The 12,844-nt window shown below is 71.7% G+C and carries 12 protein-coding genes; 2 read left to right on the top strand and 10 right to left on the bottom strand.

What is annotated here, in order from left to right:
- On the top strand, nt 1–1,347 hold the full coding sequence (locus OHA68_RS41470; RefSeq protein WP_327105118.1) for a sensor histidine kinase: 1,347 nt from the start codon (nt 1–3) through the stop codon (nt 1,345–1,347).
- Nucleotides 1,348–1,354: 7 nt separating this feature from the next.
- Here the strand turns inward: OHA68_RS41470 and OHA68_RS41465 are convergent, their stop codons facing one another.
- The 5 genes from OHA68_RS41465 to OHA68_RS41445 form a co-directional block, all read right to left on the bottom strand.
- Complete coding sequence (locus tag OHA68_RS41465) at nt 1,355–1,621, bottom strand: hypothetical protein (RefSeq protein WP_327105117.1); 267 nt, start codon at nt 1,619–1,621, stop codon at nt 1,355–1,357.
- Nucleotides 1,622–1,684: 63 nt separating this feature from the next.
- Nucleotides 1,685–2,536, bottom strand: coding sequence for a helix-turn-helix domain-containing protein (locus tag OHA68_RS41460; protein ID WP_327105116.1), 852 nt, complete (start codon nt 2,534–2,536; stop codon nt 1,685–1,687).
- A 58-nt stretch (nt 2,537–2,594) separates the two neighbouring features.
- Nucleotides 2,595–2,846, bottom strand: a complete 252-nt coding sequence (locus OHA68_RS41455) for a hypothetical protein (protein WP_327105115.1) — start codon at nt 2,844–2,846, stop codon at nt 2,595–2,597.
- 105 nt (nt 2,847–2,951) lie between these two features.
- Nucleotides 2,952–3,974, bottom strand: a complete 1,023-nt coding sequence (locus OHA68_RS41450) for a phosphotransferase family protein (protein WP_327105113.1) — start codon at nt 3,972–3,974, stop codon at nt 2,952–2,954.
- A gap of 82 nt (nt 3,975–4,056) precedes the next feature.
- Nucleotides 4,057–4,863: a GNAT family N-acetyltransferase gene (locus tag OHA68_RS41445; RefSeq protein WP_327105112.1), complete on the bottom strand. Its 807-nt coding sequence runs from the start codon at nt 4,861–4,863 to the stop codon at nt 4,057–4,059.
- A 90-nt stretch (nt 4,864–4,953) separates the two neighbouring features.
- Here OHA68_RS41445 and OHA68_RS41440 point away from each other — a divergent pair, with 90 nt between their 5' ends.
- A complete protein-coding gene (locus tag OHA68_RS41440; RefSeq protein WP_327105111.1) occupies nt 4,954–5,883 on the top strand; it encodes an ROK family protein in 930 nt (309 codons plus the stop codon).
- A gap of 68 nt (nt 5,884–5,951) precedes the next feature.
- Here the strand turns inward: OHA68_RS41440 and OHA68_RS41435 are convergent, their stop codons facing one another.
- The 5 genes from OHA68_RS41435 to OHA68_RS41415 all read right to left on the bottom strand — a co-directional run bounded on the left by OHA68_RS41435 (nt 5,952) and on the right by OHA68_RS41415 (nt 12,734).
- The gene (locus OHA68_RS41435) at nt 5,952–7,682 is read right to left on the bottom strand and encodes an acyclic terpene utilization AtuA family protein (protein WP_327109619.1); all 1,731 of its coding nucleotides are present in this window, start codon (nt 7,680–7,682) and stop codon (nt 5,952–5,954) included.
- Nucleotides 7,683–7,802: 120 nt separating this feature from the next.
- Nucleotides 7,803–8,567 (bottom strand): enoyl-CoA hydratase-related protein, encoded by a 765-nt coding sequence (locus tag OHA68_RS41430; RefSeq protein WP_327105110.1) that lies wholly within the window; start codon nt 8,565–8,567, stop codon nt 7,803–7,805.
- Nucleotides 8,564–10,504 (bottom strand): acetyl/propionyl/methylcrotonyl-CoA carboxylase subunit alpha, encoded by a 1,941-nt coding sequence (locus tag OHA68_RS41425; RefSeq protein WP_327105109.1) that lies wholly within the window; start codon nt 10,502–10,504, stop codon nt 8,564–8,566. The genes OHA68_RS41430 and OHA68_RS41425 overlap by 4 nt, the downstream gene beginning before the upstream one ends.
- The gene (locus tag OHA68_RS41420) at nt 10,501–12,033 is read right to left on the bottom strand and encodes an acyl-CoA carboxylase subunit beta (protein ID WP_189144114.1); all 1,533 of its coding nucleotides are present in this window, start codon (nt 12,031–12,033) and stop codon (nt 10,501–10,503) included. The genes OHA68_RS41425 and OHA68_RS41420 overlap by 4 nt, the downstream gene beginning before the upstream one ends.
- A 53-nt stretch (nt 12,034–12,086) precedes the next feature.
- The gene (locus tag OHA68_RS41415) at nt 12,087–12,734 is read right to left on the bottom strand and encodes a TetR/AcrR family transcriptional regulator (protein ID WP_327105108.1); all 648 of its coding nucleotides are present in this window, start codon (nt 12,732–12,734) and stop codon (nt 12,087–12,089) included.
- Between the last annotated feature and the right edge of the window lie 110 nt (nt 12,735–12,844).

Genomic DNA, 12,844 nt, shown 5'->3' with positions numbered 1-12,844 from the left:
ATGCGCTCGCGGCTCACCCTGCTGGTCGCGGCGGCGGTGGCGATCGCGGTCGCCGTCTCGGCGGTGGGCTGCTGGTACTTCGTCCAGCGGGAGTTGTCGTGGCAGCTCAACGAGTCGCTCAGGGACATCCGCGTGCCGTGGTCCCTGCTGGACAAGGCCGTGAAGGAGTGCTCGCCGAACCCGGTCAGCACCACGGCCGGCGACTACGCGCCCTTCCCCGAGCCCATGCAGATCGTCTACCCGGACGGCACCCGGTGCGTCATGGGCAACACCGCGATCAAGGTCACCTATCGGGAGAGGAAGATCGCGGCCGGCTATCGGGGGCAGGAGGAGGTCTATGACGGCTTCGCCGACAACGGCAAGCCCATCCGCGTGCTGGTCAAGAACGTCGACCAGAACGCCGCGTTCGTGATCGCCAGGCCCCTGCACGAGCTGCGCAGCACACTTCGGCGGGTGTCGGTCATGCTGGTGATCGTCGCGGCGCTCGGGGTGCTCGTCGCCGCGACGGCCGGGCTGCTCGTCTCGCGGGCGGCGCTGCGCCCGGTGGGCCGCCTGACCAGGGCGGTCGAGCACATCGCGCAGACCGAGGATCTCAACACCCGCATCCCGGTGGAGGGCACCGACGAGATCGCCCGGCTGAGCGCCTCCTTCAACGCGATGACCGCCGCCCTGGCCGGCTCCCGGGTCCGCCAGCAGCAGCTCGTCGCCGACGCGGGACACGAGCTGCGCACCCCGCTCACCACCCTGCGTACCAACATCGACCTGCTGCTGCGCAGTGAGCAGACCGGCCGCAGCCTCGACCCGGGCGCCAAGGAGCGCCTGCTGGTGAACGTGAAGGCGCAGTTCGCCGAGCTCACCACGCTGGTCGGCGACCTGCTGCAGCTCGCCCGGGGCGACACCGACCACGAGCCGCACGTCGAGCTGCCCCTGCACGAGGTCGTCACGGCCGCCGTGGAACGCGCCAGGCTGCGCGGCGCCGAGGTCAGCACCGAGCTGTCGCCGTGGTACGTCGTCGGCAGCGCCACCTCCCTCGAACGGGCCGTGCTCAACCTCATCGACAACGCCGCCAAGTTCAGCCCCGGCCGCGAGGTCGAGGTGGCGCTGCGCGAGGGCGTGCTGACGGTCCGCGACCACGGGCCGGGCATCGCCGAGGACGAGCTGCCGCATGTCTTCGAGCGCTTCTGGCGCTCCCCGTCGGCGCGTTCCCTGCCCGGATCGGGCCTGGGGCTCGCGATCGTCGCGCAGGCGGCGGCGGAGGCCGACGGAGTGGTCAGCCTGGACAACGCGGCCGGTGGGGGCACCATCGCGACGATGAGGCTGCCGGGAAGGCCGCAGGCGTCCGGCTGAGCGCAGGTCAGGCGGGCATGGCGGCGAGGAGGAAGGCCAGGCGGGCGGCGGCGGACTCCACGTCGTCGGTGCTGCCCAGCCGGTATCCCCAGGAGGTGACGAAACTTCCGTTCTCCGAGCACGTCACGCTTTCCATGAGTGTGGCGGAGAAACGATTGCGCACGGACACGTATGCCGGGTCGCTGGCGAGTGCCAGCGCTTCCACGGACAAGTCAGCGTGCCGTCCGATGAACCACGCGAATCGCTCGAGGCAGAGCGCGGTGTCCAGCATCATGCGTCACCTCCGTCTCGCGCCAGAATTTCACGATCTTGCGGCGGGGGGCAAGCAATTGCGAGATTAATGTGAGGATTGTTTGCGGTATTCGTCAAGGACGCGAATGATGACATCACGTCCCTCTTCTGCAAACTTCGCTACCTTTGTGTAATCGTCGAAGGCTCGTGCGTAAAAGGCGATGTCATCGGGGTCGCGCATGACCAGCTCCTTGGTCATGGTGCCCACCCCCACCATCGCGTCGTTGTAGATCCAGAAGCCGTGCATGGGCGCCGACGGCAGCTCCCGCGTGAACGGGATCACGCCGAACTCCACGTTCGGCAGGGTGCTCACGGCCAGCAGCCGGTCGAGCTGGCCGCGCATCACGTCGACGGGGGTCAGTCGGGTGTGCAGCACCGTCTCCGAGATCACGAACCTGAACGTCCGGGTCCGGTCGTAGAGGATCTCCTGGCGCTGCATCCGCACCCGCACCGCCGCGTCGATCTGGTCGGCGGCGCTGTAGAGGCGCTTGACCTTGCGGAAGACATGCCGGGCGTACTCGGACGTCTGCAGCAGGCCGACCATGACGGCCGGCTCGAACGCCCGGAAGAGCCTGGTCCGCGCCTCCAGATCGCGCATGTCCTCCTGGATGGCGGCCAGGCCGCTGCGGTGCCGCTGCTTCCAGCCGTCGTGCCGCTCCTGCAGTGCGAGGGCCTGGGTGATCAGGCCGTCCGTCGTCTCGGCGGTGGCTCGTACGGCCTGGGCCCAGACCACGACGTCGTCCTCCGTCGCGGTCTGCCGCGCGTTCTCCAGGCGGGAGACCTTGGAGGGCTGCCAGCGCAGCCTTTCGGCCAGGTCCTTGCCCGAGAGCCGGGCCGCCTCGCGCAGTTGCCGGAGCTGGCCGCCGAGGTCCATGCGAGCCTGCTGAAAGGACGTCACGCCGCACGAGGCTAAACCGCTCACGGGGGTCATGCCAGCCTTGACCCGACAATCGTGATCAACCGGATGCGGGGCTCCTACCAGGGAAAGCGGTTGCCGAATCGTCGCGCAGGACTTGGCGGGCGATCTCGGTGAGTAATTCGCGCGGCACCTCGACCGCGGTCTCGCCGTCGAGGATGTCGCGTAAGTCCGCGAGGGCCTCGGCGTCCGTTAGCCGGAGGCCCTGTACGACGATCGTGCCCCGGTCGGTTTCGTACAGGGTGGGGCAGGCGCCCGCCTCTGATGTCGACCCCAGGAACCGCATGCGCATGACGATCCTTCCCCGAAGACAACTGCAATTGCGCGCAATTGTACGAGGCAAAGCACGAGCTGTGATCATGTTGCGTAAAAAGTCATAATATTTCGGGCACTATGGCTAAAGGGAGTCACGCATGATGGTTCCCGCGCGCTCGAAAAGGCTCAGCGTGGTGGCGTGCAGCGCGTCGCCGAGGTCCTTGGGCGCCTTGCCCGCGAACGCCCGCGCGTACGTGCCCTCCAGCACGATGCCGAGCTTGAAACAGGCCATCACCGCATACCAGTCGATCGCCGACAGGTCCCGCTCCGACAGCGCCGCGTAGCGGTCGACGATCTCGCGCGGCGACGCCAGGCCGGGGATCTGCGCCTCGCTCAACGGCAGGACGGCCAGCAGCCAGCCGAGATCGAGCAGCGGATCGCCGATCGTGCACATCTCCCAGTCCACGATGGCCGCCACCCTGGGCCCGTCGTGGGCGTACAGCAGGTTCGCGAAGTGATAGTCGCCGTGCATGACCCCCGGCGTGAAGGCGGCCGGCCGGTTGGCGTCGAGCCACGCGGCCGTCTCCCGCAGACCGGGGATGTCCGGCCCCGGATAGCCGTCGAGCCGGCCGTAGGAGTCGAGCTCCCTGAGCCAGCGCGGCACCTGACGCTCCAGGAACCCCTCCGGCCGGCCGAAACCGGGCAGCACGTCCGGATCGACCTGTCCCAGCACGGCCAGCGCCGAGGCAGCCTCCAGCGCCATCCGGTGGCGGATCGCCGGGTCGGAGGCGTGCGGCTCGGGCAGCCCCATCGAGGCGTTGAACCCGTCGACCGGCTCCATCAGATAGAAGACCGGCTCCAGCTCCGACTGCACCTCGGTCTGCGCCGCCACGAGTCTGGGCGCCGCGACCGGCGTGTCCCGCAGCGCGGCCAGCACCCGCGCCTCACGGCGCAGCACGTCGTTGCTCTTCGGCCGGGCGTGCAGGGGCGGCCTGCGCAGGATGTACGGCCTGCCGCCGCGCTCGAAGCGCACCATGACGTTCTGGGTGCCGCCCAGGACCGGAGCCACGCCGGTGATCTCACCCTCGGGCAGCCCCTGAGCGTCCATCCAGGCGCCGAGTGCCGCCAGATCGACGGCGCTCACGTCGATATGCGTGGAGGTCATGAACTGCCTTTCAACCGGACGAAATACCAGCGGCTGACCTTACGTTCGCCCGGTTCGGCCGGTCAACCCAGGGCCTGCCCGGTCAGCCCAGGGCCTGCATGAACGGGAGGTACTGCCGCGACCGGTCGCCCGGCAGCTCGCCGCCGCGCACCATCAGCGACACCTCCCACGGGCTGCCGATCCCGTGCTCGTCAGCCCACCGCACCAGGTCGTCCTTGGCCAGATCGAGGTCCAGCCGCACCTCGCCGCCCGCGTGCAGCGCCAGGTCGCCGATCAGCGCCCTGGCCGTCTCCTCGTCGCGCGCCACGACGGGCCCGACGACCACGTTGTCATCGTTGCGCCAGCAGTGACCGAAGCCGCCTTCGGCGACCCGTACCTGCTCGCCGAAGGCGAACATGCGCCGCAGCAGCGGCGACCTGTCGGTGCCGAACAGCTCGGCGTCCAGCGCCACGATCTCCCCGAGGTCCGCCTCGGTGGCGGCCCGCGTCCGGCCGGAGGGCTCGCCACGGAAGACGCCGGTGCGCTTGGCGACCCGGCCGACCGTGCGGAACCCGAGCGTCTCGTACAGCGGCCGGCCGTTCTCGGTCGCGTGCAGCGACACCACCCGGTCCCCGGCCCGCGCCAGCACGTGCTCCATCAGGCCCCGGGCCAGGCCGCGCCGGCCGTACCGGGAGGCGGTGAGGACCATGCTGATCACGGCGTGGCCGGTGCCGTAGCGGGTCAGCACGGTCGTCGAGGCCAGCCCGTCGCCGTCGGGCGCGTCGACGCCGTAAACCTCACCGACCTCGAACAGCAGCGCCCACTTGCGCGTCTCGGGCAGCCACTCCCGGTCCTTGGCCAGCCGGCCACAGTCGTCAAGGTCAGCGAGGGTGAGCCGGCGCACGTTCATGCGTCACATGCTTCACCACGCCCGGCTCCGCGCTCAACGTGTTTGTTGCCCGCCTCCGCGCTCGGCGCGATTCTCGTGGATCATGAGGGGATGCGGTGCGTGGTGGCGGTGGACGTCGGTGGCACGACCATGAAGGGCGGGCTGATCACTCAGGACGGGACGATCCTGTACGCCGAGCGCCGGCCCACCCCCCGAGTCGAGGGCCCCGCCGCGGTGATCGCCGCCATCTCGGCCTTCGTCACGGACCTGGCACGCCCCCGCACGCTGCACGGCGTCCAGGTGCGCCCCGAGGCGGTCGGCCTCGCCGTGCCCGGCCTGGTCACCCCGGAACGCGCCGTCTACTCGGCCGCCTTCGGCTGGAAGGACGTACCCGCCGAGGCGTTCACCCGGGTGGCCCTTCCCGTCGCCCTGGGCCACGACGTGCGGGCCGCCGGTGAGGCGGAGTTGGCGTACGGGGGTGCGGCGGGGGAGGACGGGGTGCGAGCCCGGTCGGGCGGGAAGGTGGCGGGTCACGTTCTGTTCATGCCGGTCGGGACGGGGATCGCGGGTGCGCTCGTCCTGGCGGGCTCGTTGTACGGCGGGGCCGGGGGATGGGCCGGGCAGATCGGGCATATTCCGGTCTGGCCCGACGGCTTGCCGTGCTTGTGCGGGCAGCGCGGGTGCCTGGCCGCGTACGCGTCGGCGTCGGCCATCGCGAGCCGTTGCGGCGAGACCTCGGCCGCCGACGTCGCCTCGCGGGTGAGAGCGGGTGATCCTCGGGCCGTCACGGTGTGGGGCGAGGCGGTGGAGGCGCTGGCGCTGGCCCTGGCCACGTACACGCTGCTGCTGGACCCGGCGCTGATCGTCATCGGCGGCGGCCTCGCGCAGGCGGGCGACCTGCTCCTCGACCCCCTGCGGGAGCGGCTCGCCGCCCGGCTGGCCTTCCGCCCCGCTCCCACGGTCCGCGTTTCAGAGCTGGGGCCGGACGCGGGGCTGCTCGGAGCGGGCCTCCTGGGCTTCCGCGCCCTGGCCCGCCCCTGAGCTCGGCCGTTCCCAGCGGCACGTCCGTAGCCCGGCTCGCCCTGGTGGTCACGGTCTCAACGCGGGTCTCAAAGGTGGCCGGGGCCTTGGGGCAGCAGGGACTCCGGTAGGTCCACCGGCTGGGCGCGCAGCTCTTCGCCGAGGGCCTTGGCCTGGGGGTCCATGCGAGGGCTGGCGGCCACGCCTCTGCCGAGGAGGCCGTGGACGACGAAGTTGAGCGCGTTGAGGTTGGGCAGCTCGTAGCGGTCGACGTGGTGCGGGGCCAGGGCCGGGAGCAGGTCCTTCAGGCGTTCGGTGGTGAGGTGGCCCGCCAGCCAGGCGTACTGCTCCGGAGTGGTGGTCCAGACGCCCAGGTTGGCGTTGCCGCCCTTGTCACCCGAGCGCGCTCCGACGACCCGCCCCAGCGGGACGCGGGCGAGCCGCCCGTCGGGAGGTAGGGGCAGCTCGCGGGCGCTTTCGGGCGGCACGCTCCCGCGCGCAGCAGAGGTGTCGGCGAGAGTGACGGGCTCGCCGTTCAGGGGGAAGGTCGGTGGGACGGGCTCGCCGTTCAGGAAGACCTGGGGGAGCACCTCGGCGGCGGGTATCAGGACCGGCCAGTAGACGCCGTACGGGGAGGCGGCGCCCGGTGGGGTCAGGCCGTAGAAGCCCGGGTAGCTGGCCAGCCCCGTCTCCACCACGGCGGCGGAGAAGGCGCGTCCGGCCACGTTCCGGTCGGCGTCCATGACGGTGATCCGCAGCAGGCCGGAGTCCGTCAGCGTGACGTCCACCTCGTCGAAGGAGTCCTTGGGAATCCGGGCCCAGATCGCCTCCTCGGCCACGCGGGCCTTGGCCGCCAGGTCCAGGCCGGTCAGGACGAGGGTCATGGTGTTGCGATACCCGGCCAGGTAGTTGACGGCGACCTTGAGGGTGCCGGGCGGGGGCTCGCCGCGTACGCCGGAGACGCGTACCCGGTCGGGGCCGTCGTCGGCCAGGCTGATCGTGTCGAAGCGGGCCACCACGTCAGGGCCGGCATAGCGCGGCGAGGCGATCTCGTAGAGGAGCTGGGCCGTGACCGTGCCGATCGAGACCAGGCCGCCGGTGCCGGGATGCTTGGTGATGACGCTGGAGCCGTCGGGGTGCAACTCGGCGAGGGGGAAGCCGCAGTGCGCCAGGTCGGGCACGTCCTGGAAGAAGGCGTAGTTGCCGCCGGTGGCCTGGCAGCCGCATTCGATGATGTGGCCGGCGACCACCGAGCCCGCCAGCGGGTCCAGGTCGTCCGGCTGCCATCCGTACCGCCAGATGCCCGGCCCGGTCACCAGCGCCGCGTCCGTGACGCGGCCGGTGACCACCACGTCGGCGCCCGCCGACAGGGCGGCGGCGATGGGACGGCCGCCCAGGTAGGCGTTGGCGGTCAGCGGCGTGGCCCGCAGTCGTTCGCCGGTGTCGGCGTTCACCAGGTCGAGGTCGCGGCCGGTGAGGTCGTCGCCGGTCACGTGGGCGACCTTGGGGGACAGGCCGAGCCTGGCGGCCAGCTCGTGCACGGCTTCGGCGCAGCCGGCCGGGTCCAGGCCGCCCGCGTTCGTCACGATCTTGATGCCGCGATCCAGGCAGGGGCCGAGAACGTCCTCAAGCTGGCGCAGGAACGTCGGGGCGTAGCCGGGGCGGCCCTTGAGCCGGTTGCCGGCCAGGATGAGCATGGTCAGCTCGGCCAGCCAGTCGCCGGTCAGCACGTCGATCGGGCCGCCCTCGACCATCTCGCGGGCGGCCGACAGCCGGTCGCCGTAGAAGCCGCTGCAGTTGGCGATCCTCAGGGGGTTTATGGTCGGCTCACCTTTCGCTGGCCACCCAGCGGGGCGGCCGGGCGATTCTCAGGGGGCATGTGGTCGGCTCACCTGTCGCCGGGGACTCAGCGGGGTGGCCGGGCGATCCTCATGGTCGGCTCACTTGTCGCCGGGGACCCAGCGGGGCGGTCGCTTGGCCATGAAGGCGGCGATGCCCTCCTGGCCTTCCTCGGAGGTGAAGCGTTCGGCGGACAGCTCGGTCATCCGCCGCAACCCCTCCTCGAACGGGACGGCCGGGAGGTCCCGGACCAGTCGCTTGGTGATGGCCAGCGCCTCCGGGCCGCCCTTGATGAGCATCCCGGCATAGTGGGCGACGGCCGCGTCGAGCTCCTCCTGCGGCACGGCGCGGGTCAGCAGGCCGATCTCCACCGCCTTGGCGGCGCCGAACACCTCGCCGGTCATCAGGTACTCGGCCGCCGCCCTCGGCTGCAGCCGCCTCAGCACGGGCACCGAGATCATCGCGGGCGCGACGCCGAGCCGTACCTCCGTGAACGCGAACGAGGCCGTCAGCGGCGCGATGGCGAAGTCGCAGGCGGCGACCAGGCCGAGGCCGCCGGCGCGGGCGGTGCCGTTCAGCCGGCAGATGACCGGCTTCGGGCTCTCCCAGATCAGCGACAGGACCTCCGGGAACGACGCCGTCACCGGCGCGTCCCCGCGCTGCTCCTTCAGGTCCGCGCCCGAGCAGAACACCGGCCCCGTCCCGGTCAGCACGATCACCCGCGCCTCGGGCTCGGCCAGCGCCTGCTCCAGGCTGTCCGCCAGGTCGCCGAGCAGGCGTACGGACAGCGCGTTGCGGTTCGGCGGCGAGTCCAGCGTGATCGTCGCGATCCCGTCCGCGAGCTCCCTGTGGACCAGGCGTGTCATGCGTCCCCCTCCTCAATGATGGCCAGCACGGCTCCGGCGTCGACCTGCCGGCCCTTCTCGACGTGCACCTCGGCGACCACGCCGGCCGCCGGGGCGGCGATCAGATGCTCCATCTTCATCGCTTCGAGCACCAGCACCGGCTGCCCCTTCACCACGCGCTCACCCGGTCGCACCTCCACCCGCAGCACGCTGCCCGGCATCGGCGCGAGCAGCGAACCCGGCGTGACCTGCTCGACGGGCTCCGGCAGCCGCGGCACCGGCGTCAGCGCGACCCCGCCCGCCGCGGAGTCCACGTACACCTTGCCGTCGCCGTACCCCGACACCTCGAAGGCGTGCCGTACACCACCGCGTTCGAGCACCACCCGGTACGGCCCGACAGCGTCCAGTTCGTACGGCGCGGAGCCGGCGGGCAGGGTGCCCCGGACCGTCTCGATCACGCGGACCCCGGCGGGGAGCGGGTCGTAGACCGCCTCGGCCTCCTCGAACCGGGCCACCCGTGCCTGGGAGCGGACGTTGCGCCACCCGGCGGGCAGGCCGCCCAGGACCGGTGCGCGCTCCAGGTTGGCGGCGGCCGTCGCCAGGGCGGCCGCCAGCACGGCCAGGTCGTCGGGAGCGCCGTCGCCCGCGAACACGTGCTGGTCGAGAAACCCGGTATGAGTGTCCCCAGCCTCGAAGTCCCGATTTTTCAGGATGTCGAGAAGAAGGTCGCGGTTCGTGGTGAGGCCGTGGATCCGAGCCCGACGCAGCGCGGAGACCACCTTGCGCACCGCCTCGCCGCGCCCCGACCCGTACCCGATGATCTTGGCCAGCATCGGGTCGTAGTGGGAGGACACCACCGACCCGCCTTCCACCCCCGAGTCCACCCGGACCTGCCCCGGCACCTCGAACCGGTGCAGCACCCCGGACTGCGGCAGGTAGGCCCGGTCCTCGGCGTACAGCCGCACCTCCACGGCGTGCCCGACCGGAGTCGGCGGCTCCGGCGGCAGGGCCGCGCCCTCGGCCACCTCCAGCTGCCACCGCACCAGGTCCACCCCGTACACCAGCTCCGTCACCGGATGCTCCACCTGCAGGCGGGTGTTCATCTCCAGGAATGCCACCTGCTCGCCCCGGACCAGGAACTCGACCGTCCCCGCGCCCTCGTAGCCGATCGCGCGGGCGGCCCGGACCGCGGCCTGCTCCAGCCGGGCCCGCATCGGCGGGGCGACGCCGGGGGAGGGGCACTCCTCCACGACCTTCTGGTGCCTGCGCTGGATGCTGCACTCCCGCTCGCCGAGCGCCCACACCGTGCCGTGCCGGTCGGCCAGGACCTGCACCTCGATGTGCCGGGCGCCCTCCAGCAGCGGCTCGACGAACACGCCGCCGTCGCCGAAGGCCGCCAGGGACTCCCGGTGCGCGGAGGCCACCTGCCGCGCCAGCTCGTCCGCCGCGCGCACCACCCGCATCCCCCGGCCGCCGCCGCCGGCGACGGCCTTGACCAGCACCGGGAACTCCCACGCCGGAGCCGGATCCGCCAGCTCGCCGTCGGCCGTCGCGGCCAGCGACGGGAGCGTGGGGACGCCGGCCTCGGACATCAGGCGCTTGGCCGTCAGCTTGACGCCCATCGCGGCGATGGCGGCCGGCGGCGGGCCCACCCAGGTCAGCCCCGCCTCGATCACCGCCTGCGCGAAGGCCGCGTTCTCCGACAGGAACCCGTATCCGGGGTGCACCGCGTCCGCACCGGAGGCGCGGCAGGCCGCCAGCAGCCGGTCGACGGCCAGGTAGGTGTCGGCGGGCTTGACGCCGCTCAGCCGTACCGCGTAGTCGGCCTCGGCCGTGTGCGGCGCGTGGGCGTCGGCGTCGGAGAAGACCGCCACCGTCTCGATGCCCAGCTCCCGGCAGGTGCGGAAGACCCGGCGGGCGATCTCGCCCCGGTTCGCCACCAGCAGACGTGTGATCACGGCCGGAACACCCCGAATCCCGCCGCCTCGGGCACCGCGGCGTTGTTGATCGCCGACAGGCACAGGCCCAGCACGGTACGCGTGTCGCGCGGGTCGATCACCCCGTCGTCGTAGAGCCTGCCGGACAGGAAGAACGGCAGCGACTCCGCCTCGATCTGCGCCTCCACCATCGCCCGCATGGCCGCGTCCGCCTCCTCGTCGTAGACCTGCCCGCGTGCCTCGGCCGAGGCGCGGCTGACGATCGACAGCACCCCGGCGAGCTGCGCCGGGCCCATCACCGCCGACTTGGCGCTCGGCCAGCTGAACAGGAACCGCGGATCGTAGGCCCGCCCGCACATCCCGTAGTTGCCCGCCCCGTACGAGGCGCCCATCACCACCGTGAGGTGGGGCACCGTCGAGTTCGACACCGCGTTGATCATCATGGCGCCGTGCTTGATGATGCCGCCCTGCTCGTACTCCTTGCCCACCATGTAACCGGTCGTGTTCTGCAGGAAGATCAGCGGAGTGCGGGACTGGTTGGCCAGCTGGATGAACTGGGTGGCCTTCTGCGCCTCCTCGCTGAACAGCACGCCGCGCGCGTTGGCCAGGATGCCCACCGGATAGCCGTGCAGCTGCGCCCAGCCGGTCACCAGCGAGGCGCCGTACACCGGCTTGAACTCCTCGAACTCGCTGCCGTCCACCACCCGGGCGATCACCTCGCGCGGGTCGAACGGGACCTTCAGGTCCTCCGGCACGATCCCCAGCAGCTCCTCCGCCGGATAGGCCGGATCCCTCCCGGCCTGTGGCCGGACGCCGTGCTTGCGCCAGTTGAGCGATTTCATGATCCGCCGTCCGATCCGCAGCGCGTCGTGCTCGTCGGCGGCCAGGTAGTCGGCCAGCCCGCTCACCCGGGCGTGCATCTCGGCGCCGCCGAGCGACTCGTCGTCGGACTCCTCGCCGGTCGCCATCTTCACCAGCGGCGGCCCGCCCAGGAACACTTTCGCTCGTTCCCGCACCATCACCACGTAGTCGCTCATCCCGGGCACGTACGCGCCGCCGGCCGTGGAGTTGCCGAAGACCAGCGCGATCGTCGGGATCCCGGCGGCCGACAGCCGCGTCAGGTCGCGGAAGATCCGGCCGCCCGGGATGAAGATCTCCTTCTGCGTCGGCAGGTCGGCGCCGCCGCTCTCCACCAGATTGACGTACGGCAGGCGGTTCGCCATGGCGATGTCCGCGGCGCGCAGCGTCTTCCTGAGCGTCCACGGGTTCGAGGCGCCGCCCCTGACCGTGGGATCGTTCGCGGTGATCACGCACTCGACGCCTTCGATCACCCCGATCCCGGTGACCACGCCGGCGCCGACGGAGAACTCGCTGCCCCACGCGGCCAGCGGCGACAGCTCCAGGAACGGCGAGTCCGGATCCACCAGCAGCTCGATCCGCTCCCGGGCGAGCAGCTTGCCACGGCGGCGATGCCGCTCGACGTATTTCTCCCCGCCGCCGGCGACCGCCTTGGCGTGCTCGGCGTCGAGCTCGGCCAGCTTGGCCAGCATCGCCTCCCGGCGCCGCGGACGGTCGTCGTCGCTCGGGTCCAGCCTGCTGACGATCACGCGTCCTCCTCCAGAACCGACGACCTGGCGTCCGTACTTGACGGTGGTGTCAGGCCGATGGCTCGTGCCCACAGCCGGGTCAGGTGATCCACGGCCGTCTCCTCGTCCGCCTGCTCGCCCAGGTCCAGCCACACGTGCGCGAAGTGCTCGACCATGCCGCCCAGCATGACCGCCGTCAGCCTGGGGTCGAGCGTGGGGTCGGCCAGGCCCTGCTCCTGCAGGCGTCGCACGCCGTCGGCGCCGCGCCGGACGAAGACCTCGCGGAGCTCCATGAGCAGCCGCCCGAACCGGTCGTCGGCGGTGGCCGCGTGCTCCAGCGTCCGCATCAGCCGGGAGTTGGCCGACCAGGCGCGCAGGTAGAGCCGGTTGGCGGCCTCGATGCGGGCGTACGGGTCGGCGGGCGCGGACGGTCCCACGACGCTCGCCGCGAACATCTCGCCCATGGCCGCGCCCGCGACCTCGGCGAACAGCGACTCCTTGGAGTCGAAGTAGGTGTAGAAGGTGCCGTGCGACACCCCGGCCCGCGCGCAGACGTCGTCGATCCGCACGGTGTCGTAGCCGTGCTCCTCGAACGCCTCGCGCCCCGCCCGCAGGAGCGCGGCACGCGTCCGCATGCCCCGGGAGGTCAGCGATTTGACGATCACGTCAACTACGGTAGCGGCCGGGGGCCGTTCTGAGAAGATCCCGCTCGCCGGAGGCGCATGCCGGACTCATGACGGCGAAAGGGCCGCTCTCCGGCAAGCGGAGAGCGGCC

It is taken from the genome of Nonomuraea glycinis, from assembly GCF_035920485.1.
Taxonomy (GTDB): Bacteria; Actinomycetota; Actinomycetes; order Streptosporangiales; family Streptosporangiaceae; genus Nonomuraea; species Nonomuraea glycinis.
The sequence above is the reverse complement of the archived record's forward strand: the minus strand, read 5'-3'. Positions and strand labels throughout refer to the sequence as shown.